This window comes from Acidobacteriota bacterium, assembly GCA_022340665.1.
GTDB lineage: Bacteria > Acidobacteriota > Thermoanaerobaculia > Thermoanaerobaculales > Sulfomarinibacteraceae > Sulfomarinibacter.
Window position 1 is genome coordinate 1 of record JAJDNM010000121.1, and the last position, 15,298, is coordinate 15,298.

The 15,298-nt window shown below is 61.6% G+C and carries 16 protein-coding genes; 4 read left to right on the plus strand and 12 right to left on the minus strand.

All coding sequences use genetic code 11. From position 1 onward, the window contains the following. Together LJE93_13225 and LJE93_13230 are read right to left on the minus strand one after the other, a co-directional pair. Positions 1 to 1,497: hypothetical protein (locus LJE93_13225; protein ID MCG6949868.1), on the minus strand; the 1,497-nt coding region annotated here is incomplete at its 3' end. A gap of 524 nt (positions 1,498 to 2,021) precedes the next feature. Then, positions 2,022 to 3,215 carry a thiolase family protein gene (locus LJE93_13230; GenBank protein MCG6949869.1) on the minus strand — a complete coding sequence of 398 codons (1,194 nt, stop codon included), beginning with the start codon at positions 3,213 to 3,215 and terminating at the stop codon, positions 2,022 to 2,024. Between the two features lie 175 nt (positions 3,216 to 3,390). Between LJE93_13230 and LJE93_13235 the strand changes: the two genes are divergently transcribed. From LJE93_13235 to mqnE, 3 genes are all read left to right on the plus strand, one after another. Continuing rightward, complete coding sequence (locus tag LJE93_13235; protein MCG6949870.1) at positions 3,391 to 3,639, plus strand: GIY-YIG nuclease family protein; 249 nt, start codon at positions 3,391 to 3,393, stop codon at positions 3,637 to 3,639. 316 nt (positions 3,640 to 3,955) lie between these two features. Then, positions 3,956 to 5,158: a transcription termination factor Rho gene (gene rho, locus LJE93_13240; GenBank protein MCG6949871.1), complete on the plus strand. Its 1,203-nt coding sequence runs from the start codon at positions 3,956 to 3,958 to the stop codon at positions 5,156 to 5,158. 48 nt (positions 5,159 to 5,206) lie between these two features. Continuing rightward, positions 5,207 to 6,337, plus strand: coding sequence for an aminofutalosine synthase MqnE (mqnE, locus tag LJE93_13245; GenBank protein MCG6949872.1), 1,131 nt, complete (start codon positions 5,207 to 5,209; stop codon positions 6,335 to 6,337). Positions 6,338 to 6,413: 76 nt separating this feature from the next. Here the strand turns inward: mqnE and LJE93_13250 are convergent, their stop codons facing one another. The 10 genes from LJE93_13250 to LJE93_13295 form a co-directional block, all read right to left on the minus strand. Continuing rightward, the gene (locus LJE93_13250) at positions 6,414 to 6,887 is read right to left on the minus strand and encodes a CvpA family protein (protein ID MCG6949873.1); all 474 of its coding nucleotides are present in this window, start codon (positions 6,885 to 6,887) and stop codon (positions 6,414 to 6,416) included. Beyond that, positions 6,884 to 7,306, minus strand: coding sequence for a CBS domain-containing protein (locus tag LJE93_13255; protein MCG6949874.1), 423 nt, complete (start codon positions 7,304 to 7,306; stop codon positions 6,884 to 6,886). The genes LJE93_13250 and LJE93_13255 overlap by 4 nt, the downstream gene beginning before the upstream one ends. Before the next feature lie 170 nt (positions 7,307 to 7,476). Further along, positions 7,477 to 8,214 carry a 3-oxoacyl-[acyl-carrier-protein] reductase gene (gene fabG / locus LJE93_13260; GenBank protein ID MCG6949875.1) on the minus strand — a complete coding sequence of 246 codons (738 nt, stop codon included), beginning with the start codon at positions 8,212 to 8,214 and terminating at the stop codon, positions 7,477 to 7,479. Positions 8,215 to 8,430: 216 nt separating this feature from the next. Further along, complete coding sequence (fabD, locus tag LJE93_13265) at positions 8,431 to 9,375, minus strand: ACP S-malonyltransferase (GenBank protein ID MCG6949876.1); 945 nt, start codon at positions 9,373 to 9,375, stop codon at positions 8,431 to 8,433. Positions 9,376 to 9,378: 3 nt separating this feature from the next. Next, positions 9,379 to 10,416, minus strand: a complete 1,038-nt coding sequence (gene plsX / locus LJE93_13270) for a phosphate acyltransferase PlsX (GenBank protein MCG6949877.1) — start codon at positions 10,414 to 10,416, stop codon at positions 9,379 to 9,381. A gap of 39 nt (positions 10,417 to 10,455) precedes the next feature. After that, the gene (gene rpmF / locus LJE93_13275; GenBank protein MCG6949878.1) at positions 10,456 to 10,641 is read right to left on the minus strand and encodes a 50S ribosomal protein L32; all 186 of its coding nucleotides are present in this window, start codon (positions 10,639 to 10,641) and stop codon (positions 10,456 to 10,458) included. A 28-nt stretch (positions 10,642 to 10,669) separates the two neighbouring features. Further along, positions 10,670 to 11,200 carry a DUF177 domain-containing protein gene (locus LJE93_13280; protein ID MCG6949879.1) on the minus strand — a complete coding sequence of 177 codons (531 nt, stop codon included), beginning with the start codon at positions 11,198 to 11,200 and terminating at the stop codon, positions 10,670 to 10,672. A gap of 131 nt (positions 11,201 to 11,331) precedes the next feature. Further along, a complete protein-coding gene (locus LJE93_13285; protein MCG6949880.1) occupies positions 11,332 to 12,126 on the minus strand; it encodes a hypothetical protein in 795 nt (264 codons plus the stop codon). Between the two features lie 56 nt (positions 12,127 to 12,182). After that, positions 12,183 to 12,722 carry a hypothetical protein gene (locus tag LJE93_13290; GenBank protein MCG6949881.1) on the minus strand — a complete coding sequence of 180 codons (540 nt, stop codon included), beginning with the start codon at positions 12,720 to 12,722 and terminating at the stop codon, positions 12,183 to 12,185. Positions 12,723 to 12,753: 31 nt separating this feature from the next. Continuing rightward, a complete protein-coding gene (locus LJE93_13295; GenBank protein ID MCG6949882.1) occupies positions 12,754 to 13,332 on the minus strand; it encodes a sigma-70 family RNA polymerase sigma factor in 579 nt (192 codons plus the stop codon). Positions 13,333 to 13,537: 205 nt separating this feature from the next. On the opposite strand from LJE93_13295, the gene LJE93_13300 reads away from it, so the two are divergent. After that, positions 13,538 to 15,295: a VWA domain-containing protein gene (locus tag LJE93_13300; protein MCG6949883.1), complete on the plus strand. Its 1,758-nt coding sequence runs from the start codon at positions 13,538 to 13,540 to the stop codon at positions 15,293 to 15,295. Positions 15,296 to 15,298 lie beyond the last annotated feature (3 nt).

The window sequence follows — 15,298 nt, forward strand, 5'->3', positions numbered from 1 at the left end:
GCCTTCGCGCACAACCATCGACTCGCGGACCGAGCCCGACGGGTCAGCGGGATTGCGACCGGCGGCAAAGGCTCCGGCGAAGATCGACGGCGCCGAGCCGGAGAAGCCGAACATCGCCTGGTTGTTGCGGTTGACCGCAACTGCGGGGAAGAAGGTGAAGGTCCCGGCCGCGATGTCCTCGCCGCCGATATCGCCCTGGTCGTCGAGAATCAAGGCGCCCGGTCCGGCACCGGCGTCGATCTTGAACCAGTGCGCGGTAGTTTCACCCGCGTCGGCTCCGGCGTTGGGGATGATCGTCGTGGTGACCCAGAGGGAGTCATCCCGCCATACGGCGTCCAGCGCCCGCCGGTCGTTAACCTCGATTAGGGCGTCGGTTCCGAGCTGAGGCGCGTCCGGAAGCGCTGGGAAGCCGAAGTCTCCGCCAACGTCCTCGATGTCACCGATGTCAACGAACTCCGGCAGGAAATAGGGCCCGCCCGACCGCCCGAGCGGGTCGACAACGGTGACGACCTGCAGCGCCTCTGGTGCTCCAGGACCGCCGTAGGTGAGTCCGGAGTAGGAGACCAGGAAGGTGCCGATCTCCGACCCGGGCAGCACACCCCCCTCACCGTGAATCTGGGTCGGCATCGTGGTGGTCGCGATTCCACCTGACGCATACGGATCGTACTGACCCACGGCGGACGCACCTCCGTCATAAAGACCGTCGCTCCCCAGTCCCTTGTCCAAGATCCAGAGTTGGGCACCCCCGTAGCCGCTGTACGGCGGGAACGCGAACAAGTTGGCAGTAACATAGATGGCCTCTTCATCGACCTCGAAGCCCGGGTAGTCGGCCCACAGCTCGACAAACCCACCGAAGAGAACCTTGGAGTCGATGGCCTGGTAGTTCCAGTCCCGTGCGGTTGCCGACTTCGGGTTTCCATCCTTCGAGACCGCTAAAAGTATGCGGGAGACGTTCCCAGGATCGATTTCATTGCCGCTTTGGACAAGCTCCAGCGTCGCCACGACGTATCGATCCTCGTGCTCGTCGTACACGACCTTCGGATCGAAGGTGAAGGTCGTCGGCGACAGCGGTGCGAAGAAGTCGGCCAGGCCGCTGCGGAACATGACCGAACCGCCCTTGTTCAGCCCCTCGATCATGGTGTTCGTGACGGCGATCACCCGGCCCAACCCCGCCGCGCCGATCGGATCCGGCGGAATGAACCGGAAACCGTCGTTCTCGGAACCGTTGTCGTCGAAGTCGAATCCTTCGAAGGCCTTGTCGATCCTCGTCATGCTCTGCAACGGGTTCGTTCCGGCAGCCAGCAGATCAGCCGGGGTTCCCTCGAGCAGGTCCTGAATCTGCGATACGTCGACCGGGTCGATGACCGACTGAGCTCCTCCCGAGATGTTCGGCACGCGTTCGGCCTCCAGCTGTTCAGACGCTTGTGCCATCGAAACGAGGGAGCCAAACACGAGCATCAACCCCACTACAACCACCACAGTAATCGGTTTTCTCATCACTGCTCTCCTTTCTTTCTCGTAGTCGTTACTTACCCGCAAAATTTCAGCAATACTGCTTTCGACTGTCTTGGCTTGGACCTGTGCCGCCTCTTCAACATTTCACGCCTCTGTCGTCGGAATGTCGGCCAGAGTCACGGACGCCATCGCCTCGAAGGCGTCGTTTTCCGCTCTGGCGAATCTCGTTGCCACTACTAGTTGATATCCGGACGCAATATTAGTGACGCAGCATCAGTTTGTCAAGGATGACTGAGAGAAAGGAATTTCCTTTCATTCAGCGCAGGCCTGGCACGGGGTTGAGGCGCTTATTTGAGGCCCAAGATGGGCTCGCATGCCCCGAGCGGTCTCCTCAACGGTGGAAACCGGCGTCTGGGAGAGCGCGTCCCGGGACAACACGCTTCGATCCTCGGCCCCCCGGTCCAGCCGCCGCCTCAGTGAACACGCTCTACACGGACAGCAGCGGCCGAGATGATCGCGTGGTCCCGCGCCAACCTCCCACCTTCTTCGATCCTTTTTGACTCGGGTTACATCCTGCGCAGGACCTCGCCGCTGCCCATACCACCGCCCACACAGCGGCTGGTCACACCGAGCGTCGCCTTCCGTCGGCCCAGCTGGTGGACCATATCGACGACCTGGCGCGCTCCGGTGCAACCAACCGGGTGGCCGAGGGAGATGCCACTGCCCCACTGGTTGGTGCGATCGACCCGGAGCTCGGGCAGGAAACGGAAGGCCGCAGCGAGCACCGCGGCAAACGCCTCGTTGATCTCGAACAGATCAACCTCGCCGATCCCGATCCCGGCACGTTCGAGCAGGGGAGGGATGACCTTGAACGCCCCCTCGCCCATGAGTTCACGGGGCACACCGATGTTGTGGTAGGCAACCAGCTCGGCAAGGGGCTCGAGACCGAGATCGGCAGCTCGCTCTTCGCTGGCCAGGAGAACCACCGCAGCGGCATCGTTGAGGGTCGAGGCGTTGGCCCCGGTGATGGTGCCGCCTTCGGGCTTGAAGTAAGGCTTGGCCGCCGCCAGTTTTTCCATCGTCACCGCTCGCGGACCCTCGTCACGGGCGATGACAAGCGGTTCGCCGCGGCGCTGGGGAACCTCGACGGGAACGACATAGTCGGCGAATGCCCCCTCGTCCCACGCCGCCGTCGCGGCCTGGTGACTCCGGAACGCGACCTCGTCCTGCTCCTCTCGGGTGACCTCGTATTTCTCCACCAGGCGCTCGGTGAGAAGGCCCATGAGCTCGCCGCCACCCACGTGGGTGTCGGTAAGGGCGCCGAACAGGCCGTCCACCAGGGTCATGTCGCCGTAGAGCTGATTTCTTACGCGACCGCTGAAGAGGTATCGCGCGACGTTGCTCATCGACTCCACGCCGCCGGCGATCCCGAGGCCCACCTCGTCAAGGAGAATGCGGCGAGCGAGGCTGTGGATGGCAGCACCTCCTGAAGCACAGTTTTCGTGAAACGTGGTGCCGGGGGTGCTGCCAGGAATGCCGGCGAGTTCGGCCGCGGTCTTGGCGAGGTTGGGGCATCGCGGGTCTTGCATCACCCATCCCATGCACGTGTATTCGACAGCGGAAGGATCGATGCCGGTAGCGGCGAGTAGCGCCTTGATCGCGTGAGTTGCCAAGGCCTCGGCCTGCAGCGTCGCCAAGCCACCGCCGATGGCGCCAATGGGTGTACGGATCGCTCCGACGACAACCACCCCGTTTTTCATTGCAGACTCCCTTCGATGTCCGTTGGAACAGCCCTAGTATTGTCGTCTTGTAGTCCACCTTCCTGCTTCGAATTTCCTCCCCGTTTCTCCCGATGCGCACAATTGTGATTCCGCCGCTACGACCTGCTACACTTTCCTCACACCCGTCCACGCCACCTCGAAAGGTGGTGGTCCAATGTCCCAGTTTCATTACGTCTACATCCTTGCCAGCGAGGCGCACCCGCATCGGCGATACACCGGAATCACGAAGGACCTGGAAGAACGACTCGACTCGCACAATGCCGGCCAGGTTCCGCATTCCGCGCGTTTCAGGCCCTGGCGCCTCGAATCGGCGGTTGTGTTTCGTTCACTGGAAAAGGCGCGAATCTTCGCGGTCTTCCTCAAGAGCCAGCCGGGAAAGGCTTTTGCGAGGAGGCACTTCTGAGCCGGCCCCCCAGGCTGCCGTCTCCAGGTCCCTCTGAAGACAACACAATCCTGCAGAGTGACCGGTTGACAAAAACTGCAAAAATGTTGCGCATCGCAGCGATTCCGGGTAACGTGGAGTTGGAGGCCCGAGGAAAATGCCCGCCCCTCGAATGAGGCGTCGGCGCCCGGGCCGCTCCGTTCCGGACGGTCGAATACCGACAGGGAAAAGTGCACCGTCCGGTTCGCCCGATGAGTGCTGCGGCTCGAGTGCTTCTGTGGCAAACGTCTCGTCGCAACAGCCGAGCCGTGCGGATCTCTCCTGGAAGAGGAAGGTAATGGACGAACAACGAGAACAGCAAAAACCTCAACAACAAAAACAGGGCTCACGCCGTCGCCGGAGGCGCCCGCGCCGTCGGCGGGGTCCAAAGGGACCACCGATTCCGGTCGAGGGTTTCCTCTGGGTTCGCGACAATGGTGGTCCACTGCTGGTCGATTCAAAACGCAACTTTGTTGCCGACCGATCGGACCCGACGGTTCCGGCCGAGCTCTTGAAGCCGCTGCATCTGGAAAGTGGCTTGCTCCTCAAAGGTCAGGCACACTCCGGCGATCGACCGCGGATGTCCGCGATCGAGAGCATCGAAGGCCTCGAACCCGAGCAGTACCGAACCAACGCGATTCCGTTTTCCGAACTGATCAGCATCGACCCGCTCGACCGCTTCAATCTCGAGACTGATCCCGAGATTGTCGAGCCGCGGGTCGCGGAACTCATCGCTCCCCTTGGAAAGGGCCAACGGTGTCTCATCGTCTCGCCGCCGAAGGCCGGCAAGACCACGCTCCTGCAACAGATGGCGCACGCGATCGCGGTCAACCATCCGAACACCACGATCTTTGTGCTGCTGGTGGACGAGCGACCCGAAGAGGTCACCGATTGGAAGCGAAGCATTGCCCGCGGTGAAGTCTTCGCCTCTTCGACGGACCAGTCACTCGAGTCCCATATCCAGGTTTCGGAGATGGTATTCGAGCGCGCCCGCCGCCTGGTGGAGATGGGTGAAGACGTGGTCGTCTTCATGGACTCTCTAACCCGCATGTCGCGCGCCTTTAACAACCTTCAGAAGGGCTCGGGACGGATCTTGTCGGGAGGCATCGACGCACGCACGATGGAAAAACCGCGGCGCTTCTTCGGCTCGGCCCGCAATGTCGAAGGTGGCGGCAGCTTGACTGTGGTTGCCACCGCCCTGATTGACACCGGGTCGCGGATGGATGAGGTGATATTTCAGGAGTTCAAGGGCACCGGCAACATGGAGCTGGTGCTCGACCGCAAGCTCTTCGACAAGAGAATTTTTCCCTGCATCAATATCCCACAATCGGGCACCCGCAAGGAAGAGAAGCTCTACCCGAAGGACCAGGTCGAAAAGCTCTACCTGATGCGTCGCGCGCTTTCTTCGCTTTCGCCGGAAGCGGCTATGGAGCTCCTCCTGCAGAAAGTGCGTGAGTTCCCTTCGAACGAGCAGTTCCTCGCCTCGTTGCAGCTCAAATAGAACGATTTGGTTGAAGCGAGATTCTGTCTCAAGCATAATGCAGTGGTGATGCGTTCAACGGGCGACCTCAGGCTATTGGACCCGGCCCTCGAGCCGATTGCCGAGAAGGTGCTGAACGGTGATCGACTCGATCGGGACGACGGACTCCTTGCGGCGTCGACGAGCGACCTCATCGGGGTCGGGAAGCTCGCAAACCTGGTGCGTGAACGACTGCACGGAGACGCCACCTACTACAACATCAACCGCCACCTCAACCCGACAAACGTCTGCGTTGCCTCGTGCGACCTGTGCGCCTTTTACGTTCCCTGGCGCCAAAAGGACCGAGGGTGGACCTATACCGTCGAACAAGCAGTCGAAATCGCGGCCCGGGACGTCGACGAATCAGTCTCCGAGCTTCACATTGTCGGCGGGCTACACCCAAAGCTTCTGGTCGATTACTACGAGGATCTCTTTCACGCTCTCAAGCAGCGCTTTCCGTGGATTCACCTCAAGGCCTTGACGATGGTCGAACTCGATTTCATCGCCAGGGCTTCACGACTCAACCTGGAGGATTTGATTTCACGTCTGCGTGATGCCGGGCTCGACTCGTGCCCGGGTGGAGGCGCCGAGATCTTCTCCGAGCGTGTGCGCAACGAAATCTGCGATCACAAGACGAGCGGCGCGCGGTGGCTCGAGATAGCGCGCACGGTCCACGTAGCCGGCATTCCAACCAATTGCACCATGCTCTACGGTCACGTTGAAACCGTCGAGGATAGGGTCGATCACCTGCTCTCCCTGCGCGAGCTGCAGGACGAGACCGGTGGCTTCCAGTGCCTCATCCCGCTCGCGTTCCACCCTGAAAATACCGCTCTCGACCACCTCCCGCCAACCGGCGGTCGCCTCGATCTCCAGACTTTGGCGGTGTCACGTCTGGTGCTCGACAACGTGCCTCACCTCAAGGCCTACTGGATCATGCTCGGGGAGAAGGTCGCCCAAATCGCACTCCATTTCGGCGCCGACGATCTCGACGGTACGATCTTCGACGAGCGCATCACGAATGCGGCGGGCGGCACCGCAGGGACGGGCATGGCACACGAGCGCCTCGAGCGGCTGATCACCGAAGCCGGAAGGGCGCCAGTTCTCCGCGACACACTGTACCGTCCTCTTCAGAACAACACCGATGTCGCGCAATATCGTTGAAACGTTGAAGATTACACGTTAGATCGTTGAGCCTGGATTCGCGGACGGTGGGTGGAACGTTCTAAGGTTTCAACGTTTAACATTCCAACGATTCGACGGCGCCCAGCAGCGTCTCCGAGAGCCACAGGAGATGCTGCGCGACCTGCGATTCACGGCACAGGCGGGCGAGCTCCGGCGAAAACTGAATCGCCACCACGACCACCAGCCCGAGCAGGAAAGCCGCCAGCAGACCCACCAGGGCGGCACCGAAGAGCCGGTTGAGCCACCCGAGATGAAAGGCGGTGAGGGTTCGCTCGATTCCCCAGCCGGCGAGCAGGCAGAGGCCGGTCGTCAGCAAAACGAGCAGGAGCCGCCCGGCGAGAGCCGCGAGCCATGGAATGCCCAGAACCCCGTCGAGGGCCGCCTCGGCATCCGCCCCAGCAACCACGGCCAACCACACGCCGAGTGCTAGACCTCCGCCGCCGAAAACGATCCGCACCGCACCCTTCCAGAATCCGCCCAGGGTGAGTCCCACCCAGACGGCGATCAGCACCCAGTCGACGACGGTCATGGAAGGAGGTGAACGGTCAAACGCAGGAAATCGGCCTCGGTCACGATGCCGAGGAGCTGCTGCTCGTCATCCACCACCGGGAGGCAGCCGTACTTGTTCTCGAGGAGGATTCGCGCCGCTTTGGAAACGGACAACTCCGGCGACACTGTCACGACGTCCCGGTGCATCGCCTCGACTACCCGCACGGTGTCGAAGATCCGCCGCTGCTCACCCGCATCGACCTCGGCGAAGATCGAGAACGAGGCAGCGAGCAGGTCCCGGTGGGTGATCAGCCCGGTGAGCGTGCGCTCCCGCAGAACCGGCAGGTGACGGATTCGACCGCGGGCCATGCAACGCTGGGCGTGGGCAAGAGTTTCATCCTCGGTGAGGGTGACCACGTCGGAAGTCATGAGATCAGCCACTTTCCACTCGCCCGACATCGGTCACCTCCAAGTCATAGTCTAACCCGGATCAGTTTCCCGGAATCCACCGACGCATGCCTGTGAGCGCATGATGAGCATTGAAAACAAGTTGAGAGTTGAGAGTGAAGAGTTCAGAGTCCCACCCACCCCACCGAAACACAATATGCGACTCTGAACTGTTCACCCGATCACATGTAGAGCCCACCCGAGATGTTGAGGACCTCTCCGGTGATATAGGAAGCACCCGGGCCGGCCAGAAATGCGACTGCGTCAGCCACATCCGAGGGCGTTCCCAAACGCGGTATGGCCACGTTTTTCATCAGCATCTCGCGCTGCTCATCGCTGAGCTGCTCGGTCATCGGCGTCTGAATGTAGCCCGGTGCGACCGCGTTGACCGTGACGTTGCGCGAGCCGAGCTCTCGGGCGAGACTCTTCGTGAAACCGATCAGTCCGGCCTTGGAGGCCGCATAGTTGGCTTGGCCGGCATTGCCCATCAGCCCGACGACTGAGGCCACGCTGACGATTCGGCCCCTTCGTGCTCGCATCATCAGCTTGGCCGCGGGCTGGGTGACGTTGAAGACACCGTCGAGGTTAATCCCGAGGACCAAATCCCAGTCCTCCGGCTTCATCCGGATCAGGAGCTGGTCGCGTGTGATACCCGCATTGTTGACCAGAATATCGAGCCTGCCGTGGCTCTCGTTGATCGCGGCTATCACTTCAGCCGCGCGCGCGGCATCCGTAACGTCGAGCGCCCGGCCTTCAGCAGAACCACCATCTCCGTTGATCTGATCGACGATCTCCGCGGTGTCGAGAACGTCGGCACACACCACCGTCGCGCCGCCGCGCGCCAACCGGCGTGCGATCTCGGCACCGATTCCGCGCGCCCCCCCGGTTACGACCGCCACCTGATTTTCGAATTCTTTCATTGACCTTACTCCTGTTTCCGCGCTCTTTTCACGAATCGTCGTATTTAACCACAGAGGCACAGAGAAGACGGAGAAAACACAGAGGTATTCACGACAGTGTTGAGTTCTCCGGACAAGAAAAGCCGAGGCGAGACATCGTCAGTGCAGAAACCAGCGACCGCCGAGTCGAAAACTCTCGTTGTCCGACTCCGTGTCCTCTGTGTCTCTATGGCGAGTTCACCCGATGAAATCGGCAATGACCTTTTCGATGGTCTCCACGGTTCCAGCCTGGTAGCACACGGCGTCTCGATCAATACGCTTCACCAGACCGGAAAGAACATTGCCGGTGCCAATCTCGACAAAGGTGTCAAAGCCATCCGCCCGCAAACGCCGAATGGATTCGGACCACATGACGGGGGCATCCACCTGCCGGGCGAGCCCGTCGCGCACCTCGTCCGGCTGGCTGACCGCATTCGCATCGACGTTTCGGTACAGGGGCACGACCAACGGCTGGAAGTCGAGCTCCCGCAGGGCCGGCTCGAGGCCTTGGCGGGCCGGCTCCATCAGCGGCGAGTGAAACGGCGCTGACACCGGAAGGGGCAACGCTCGGCGCGCACCAAGCTCCTTGCATCGATCACCTGCCCCCGACACAGCCGCTACCGATCCCGCAATCACGACCTGCCCGGGTGAGTTGAAGTTCACCGCCCGAACAGTACCGCCTTCCGAAGATTCCTCTTCAGCGCACGCGGCCACGACCTGGTCGTCGTCGAGGCCGATGATTGCTGCCATCGCCCCTTCGCCGACCGGCACTGCTCGTTGCATGAGCTGGCCACGAAGCCGCACCGTGCGGGCAGCGTCAGCAACGTCGAGCCCTCCAGCGGCAACCACCGCCGAGTACTCGCCGAGACTGTGGCCGGCAACCGCACCGACTTCGAACCCTGCATCCGCCAGCACCGCCCAAGCCGCAACCGAATGTGCAAGCAATGCGGGTTGCGTGTTTTCGGTCAGTCTGAGTTCGTCTTCCGGGCCGTTCCAGCACAGGCTCGAGAGCGATATCCCGAGCGCATCATCAACCGCTTCGAAGACCTCCGTCGCCTGGAGCCACCGCTCGGTGAGATCGCGTCCCATACCGACTGCCTGTGAGCCTTGCCCTGGAAAAAGCCCAGCGACCTTGTTCGCCATTTCTCACCCGTTCTTCCCGCTGCCGGAGCTTGCCAGCACCTCGAGGATTTTGTCCCCGATGCGCTCGATCACGCCGCAAGAAGCATAGGACGCGGCAAAGCGGACAGCGTTGCGAATCGCCTTCGCACTCGACTTCCCGTGACCGACCAGACAGGCACCATCCACTCCGAGCAACGGAGCGCCGCCATACTCTGAGTAATCGACCTTGGACCGCAGGTTGCGAAAGGCCCCTTTGGCCATCAGGAGCCCCGCGCCATACATCGGCGACTGACGGGCCTCCTCGACAAGCATGCCAACAACCATCTCGCCAAAACCCTCGGAAACCTTGAGTATCACGTTGCCGGTGAACCCGTCGCACACGATGACGTCGACACCGGAGCTGAACACACCATCGCCCTCAACGTTGCCGATGAAATTGATTCCGGCTTCCTTGAGAACCCGGTTGCGCTCACGAGCCTGCGGTCCTCCCTTGTTGTCCTCTTCACCGACCGACATCAGGCCGACCCTTGGCGAACCGACGCCAAGAACGGCCTCGGCGTAGAACGAACCCATTACTGCAAACTGGACGAGCTGATGCGGTTTGCACTCCGTGTTGGCGCCGACGTCGAGAATCAGAGTGCGACCCTCCCTCTTCGGCACCACCGCTGCAAGTGCGGGGCGGTCCACGCCCTCGATCATTCCGAGCCCGGATTTGGCGGCGACCCAGGCCGCTCCTGTGTTCCCGGCCGTCACCATGGCCGTTGCCCGATGGTCACGCACGAGCTCCGCGCAGACATTCAGAGAGGAACGTTTCTTCCCACGCAGGACGCTGATCGCTGGATCGTGCATGCCGACCACCTCGGGAGCGTCAACCAGCTCCAGCCCCGAAGGCAGGAAGCGAAATCGTCCAAGTTCGCGGCGTAGCCGTTTCTGCGGTCCGACGAGGTGAACTGGAATTCCGAAATCGGTGACCGCTTCAAGAGCTCCACGGACTATTTCCCGCGGAGCGCCGTCGCCGCCCATAGCGTCGACCGCGATGGGTCCTTCAGCCGGCCTGTTCATCCCTCAGCCGGCGGGCCTCATCGTGCCGAGACATGACCCTCAGTCGAGCTCTTCGACCCTGATGACCTCACGACCCTTGTAACTCCCGCAATGCGGGCATACCTGGTGCGGCGGCTTCGGCTCGAAGCACGAGGTACACAGGCTCTTGCCAGGCGTCTGAAGCGCGTGATGGGAGCGACGCTTGTCGCGCCGCGTCCTCGAAATGCGTCGTTTCGGATTTGCCATTGTCAGTCTCCAGTCCAGAATTCAAGCATCAGCTCTCGCTCGCGTTGCCAGCGAGATCCGCGAGGGCGCCCCATCGCGGGTCGATCTCGGGTTCACACTCGCAGCCTTCTTCGTTGTTGAGGTTCGCACCACACCGGCTACACAGCCCCGCGCAATCCGGCCGGCACACGATCCGCATCGGCAGAGAGAGCAGTACCTGCTCCGCCGCCAGTTCACTCAGATCGAGCTCCTCCCCCTGGAGGAAGGCAACGTCAAGTTCTCCCTCGTCGAGCCCCGATTCGGCGTCGACCGGCGCCAGGGCCGGCACGCGGTACTCGAGCGAGAAATTCTCCTCGACGGTCCACTCGACCGGCTCCAGGCATCTCGAGCACGTCAGACGGCCCTCGGCCGCGCAGCGCCCCGAAACCGAAAAGGCGTCACCCTGCGGGCGAACTTCACCCTCGAGGCGAACCTTCATCGGACCCGCCACCTGATCGGGATCGAGCCGCTCGACGCTGATGAGAATATTCTCGTCGAAGCGAACCGGCTCGTGTTCGAGCTGTGAAATGTCGATCTTCACACGCACCTCTCCCCACGAGGGACGGGAAGTATAGCAAAAGTCGCGGTTTGACTCCAGCGTCGACACCTCTCGCCGCCGTATCAAAGCTCGATTCGGCAGACATGTTGCGGACAACCGGAGGTCGCGTAACTCTACCGACTCGCGCTCGTCGGCAGGCCCCCCATCATGTCGGCCGACACCCCGATCACGACGATACTGGCACCGAGTGCAACCAGTGATGTCAAGGTCCACAACGTCTCCCCGGCAAACGGCAGGAACCGCAGTGCGAGAAGTACGAGCACGCCAACGAACACCTCGAGGCTGATTGGCAGCGGATGATGGATCCAGCGCCGGAGAATCACGAATCCGAGCCAGCAGCCGAGGACCGTGAGGCCAACCGACTTGGCGGCAAAGAAAATCACCATCAGTCCCGCCACCATCGGGACACCGAGAGCCGGTCCGAGACCGAGCATCGCAATCAGAGATGCGACCACGGTGAGTCCTACCAACATACCCAGCGCAGGAATCTTGAAACCGAGAACCGGCACCGCCCAAGCCGCGTGCCGCATCCGCGCAGGAAAGAGGAATGCCAGTCCGGTCGTCACGAGCAGCCAACCCCCGGCGGTCAACAGGCGCATCGGAATGTCCCGTTCAAGAGAAACTCCCCGATCTGACGATGCCGGCAGCAGTGTGGCAGGCGACGAAAACGACAGCACCTTGCCACCGATGTTAGCCTGCTCCGACACCTCGGCGCCTCCAAGAACTGCCACTACATGCCGGGTAACTTCGGCACCATCCCCCACTCGAACATTGCCGCCGATCGCCACGGCGTCTCCCTCGATCCTTGCCCCGGGTCCGAGGTCGAGGTCCGCGCCGAAGACAATGGCGTCACCGTCGACCTGTTCGTTGACCGTGAGGTCCGAGAGGACAGCCGTCGAACTCGGCATCGCCGACACGTGCCCCGCAGCCAGGAGACAACAGAGAACAAAAAGAAGGGGGAAACTTAGCGCTCGTCGCGCCACGGCGAGACCCTCCGCCAGCGCAGGGCAGTCACAGCCACCCCAACGAGACCGAAGAAGCTCACCAGGCCGAATCCGGCGAGGAGCACGGGATCGAGGGTAGTGGCCGCCGCGCGGGCGCCAGTGGCAACCGCTGTGCCCCAATCGGAGACACTGGTGGCAAATGCCATCCAGCCCTGCGAAGACCACTCGGGTAGCAGGCCGATCACGCCGCTTCCGGGCACCCCCCCCACCATGGCCGCGCCGAACAGGGCAACCAAAAGCGATGCTGCAACCGGCAGGAATGCCACCATCCGGCGGCGGATCCGTGCCGGCCGCAACGCGGCCATCACCTGTTCTTCGATCGCGGGATCGGCGGGTGGAATCGCCTTGGCGAAGAGCAACCCGAGCGCGCGCTCGGCAGCGGCGACTTCCTGGCAATCCGGACACACCTCGAGGTGTCGGCGTTGCGCCTCGTCGAGGTGCTCGAAGCCTCCACCGCGCTCGGTGAGGTTCTCTTGGATTGCCTGACATTCGGTCGCCACCTTGGCCTCCCCTCGAATCATACCGTTTTCCTCACAGGAAATCGGTCAATGCCTTACGTAATACGGAGTGGGCACGAAAAAGTTTGTTTTTTACGGTGCCGAGCGGCATGTTTGTGAAATCGGCGATTTCCTGATAACTCAGGCCGCCAAAATGACGCAACAACACCAGTTCGCGGTATTCGGGCCTGAGCCCTTCGATCACCTGCCGCAGCTCCATCGCAAGCGCGCGGTTTTGGAGGTGGCCAAGAGGATCCTTCGCGTTGTCCGGGATGATCACCTCCACCTCGCCCCCGTCCGCATCGGTCCGGTAGAGAGGCATCGTGCTCAGACGGCGGCGACGGAGCTGATCGATGCCAAGATTGTGGGCGATTCGAAAGAGCCAAGTCGAGAATCGGTATCTCGGGTCGAATCGCTCGAGCGCCGACCACGCACGAATAAAAGCTTCCTGCGACAGCTCGCGTGCAAGCTCGATATCACCGACCAGCTGGCCGAGAAACGCCGTCAGTCGGCGCTGATAGCGCCGCACGAGGAGTCCGAAAGCATCTTCATCACCGTCGAGAGCAAGCTCGACGAGGCGCTCATCGGTCAGTTCAGATGCTCTCTCCACCACGGCCAACGATCATACCTCGGCAGAGAAGTACGGAAGACAGGCGGTGGTGGATGTTGGATGTTGGATGTTGGACGTTGGATTCGACAAATCGATACATTCTCTCGCTGAATTTTCGACCGATGGGTGGGAGGGTCCAGCACGGAGTTTCGAGCATCGGGAGGGTGGACAGTGCCTCTTCTGCTAGACTTTTCGCGGAGGTGTGCCCGTGCGCAGACATCATCTGATCATCTGGTTCCTGGTCGCAGCATTGGCCCTGCCTGGCATGTACGGCATCGCAGACCAGGAGCAACAGGAAGACACCATTCGCCCTATCGGCGGATTGACGTTCGTCGACGAGATCGAGCTGACAATCGCGAATCTGATCGTGTATGTCACCGATAAAAAGGGCCGCGCGATCACCGATTTGACGAAGGACGATTTCCTCGTCTATCAGGATGGCGATCGCAAACAGATCAGCAATTTCAAGCTCTATACCAACGAGATTGTCCGCGGCGAGCTCGAGGAACCGCTCGAGGCTCCGCTCGCCACACCGACCCCCGCCGCTGTCGACGTCGATACCGCCGGTCCTCAGCCTGTCCACCTGGTGCTGTACATCGACAACGAAAATCTCGAACCGCTCGACCGCAACCGGGTGCTGTCCCAGGCACGTGAGTTCGTTCGTACGAGCCTGCATCCGCCGGCGCAGATGATGGTCGTCGCCTATCAGCGCTCCTTCGAGGTGTTGCAGGAGTTCACTTCGGACCCAGACGAGGTACTTCGGGCGATGCGCCAGGTACGCAGATACACGGGCGGGCGCAGCGAACGAGAAAGCTCCAGACAAGACATCGTGGAGAAAATCGCGCGCATCCAGGATGAGAGCCGGTCGGCCGGCGGAAGTGCCGCCGGCCAGATAGCTGGAGAGTACGTCGAGGCGTACAACATGATCCAGAACTACGCCCAGGAGTCTTCGAACAACCTCCAGTTCACCCTCGACTCCCTGCGCCAGATCTTCACCAGCCTCTCGGGTCTGCCCGGAAAGAAGGGCGTCATCTACGTTTCCAACGGCTTGCCGATGACGCCAGGCATGGATCTCTTCTACGAGCTCAGCAACGCGGCCGACGACACCTCCGTGCTCACCAGGATGTACGAGTACGACAAATCGCGTCTCTATCGGCAGCTCGCCGCCACAGCAAACGCGCAGGGGGTGACCCTTTACACCATCGATGCCGCTGGGCTCAGCGTCGGCGGCCTGGGGTCGGCCAACTACGCGACCGCCCGGGACCCGAGGTCGATCTCGGTGAGCCGCTCAAACTACACGGACAGCCTGCGTCTCCTCGCCGACGAGACTGGCGGCATCGCAATCATCAATACCAACGATGTCGGGCCAAAGCTCGAACTGATCAACCAGGACATGTATACCTACTACTCGATCGGCTATCCACTGCAGGCCAGCGGGCAGGACAAGGTGCACAAGGTGAAGGTCGAGCTGCGCGACGATCCCGCGTTCAAGGGTTATGAAGTCCGCTACCGCTCGCGTTTCGTCGAAAAATCTCTCGAAACCAAGGTCCAGGACGCCGTCGTTTCGAGCCTCGTGTTTCAGGTCGACGACAATCCCATGGAGATCGAGGTCGAAACCGGAAATCCGACACCCGCATCCGGAAATCGATGGCTGCTTCCGGCTCACATTTCCTTTCCCATCAGCAGCGTGGCGTTGTTGCCGGAGGGCGAGGATTTGGTGGCGCGGGTGGTGATCTTCATCGCTGCCCGCGATACAGACGGCAAGCAATCCGACCTGGTTCGCCAGATGCACGAGGTCCGGGTTCCGGCCGACCGCTATGAGGAAGCGAAAAACCAACCCTGGGGGATCGACACCCAGCTGCTGATGGAACCGGGACGGTACAGAATCTCGGTCGCGCTGCTCGACCCGTTGACCCGACAGGATTCGTACGAGACTGTCAGCGCTGCCGTAAATCCGAAGAAGTAGGGC

Excerpts from the sequence above, each read along its gene's own strand:
- plsX (MCG6949877.1), bottom strand. The coding sequence starts at position 10,416 with ATGAACAGGCCGGCTGAAGGACCCATCGCGGTCGACGCTATGGGCGGC.
- mqnE (MCG6949872.1), top strand. The coding sequence starts at position 5,207 with ATGCGTTCAACGGGCGACCTCAGGCTATTGGACCCGGCCCTCGAGCCG.
- rho (MCG6949871.1), top strand. The coding sequence starts at position 3,956 with ATGGACGAACAACGAGAACAGCAAAAACCTCAACAACAAAAACAGGGC.
- LJE93_13230 (MCG6949869.1), bottom strand. The coding sequence starts at position 3,215 with ATGAAAAACGGGGTGGTTGTCGTCGGAGCGATCCGTACACCCATTGGC.
- rpmF (MCG6949878.1), bottom strand. The coding sequence starts at position 10,641 with ATGGCAAATCCGAAACGACGCATTTCGAGGACGCGGCGCGACAAGCGT.
- LJE93_13250 (MCG6949873.1), bottom strand. The coding sequence starts at position 6,887 with ATGACCGTCGTCGACTGGGTGCTGATCGCCGTCTGGGTGGGACTCACC.
- LJE93_13285 (MCG6949880.1), bottom strand. The coding sequence starts at position 12,126 with ATGCCGAGTTCGACGGCTGTCCTCTCGGACCTCACGGTCAACGAACAG.
- fabG (MCG6949875.1), bottom strand. The coding sequence starts at position 8,214 with ATGAAAGAATTCGAAAATCAGGTGGCGGTCGTAACCGGGGGGGCGCGC.
- LJE93_13255 (MCG6949874.1), bottom strand. The coding sequence starts at position 7,306 with ATGTCGGGCGAGTGGAAAGTGGCTGATCTCATGACTTCCGACGTGGTC.
- fabD (MCG6949876.1), bottom strand. The coding sequence starts at position 9,375 with ATGGCGAACAAGGTCGCTGGGCTTTTTCCAGGGCAAGGCTCACAGGCA.
- LJE93_13235 (MCG6949870.1), top strand. The coding sequence starts at position 3,391 with ATGTCCCAGTTTCATTACGTCTACATCCTTGCCAGCGAGGCGCACCCG.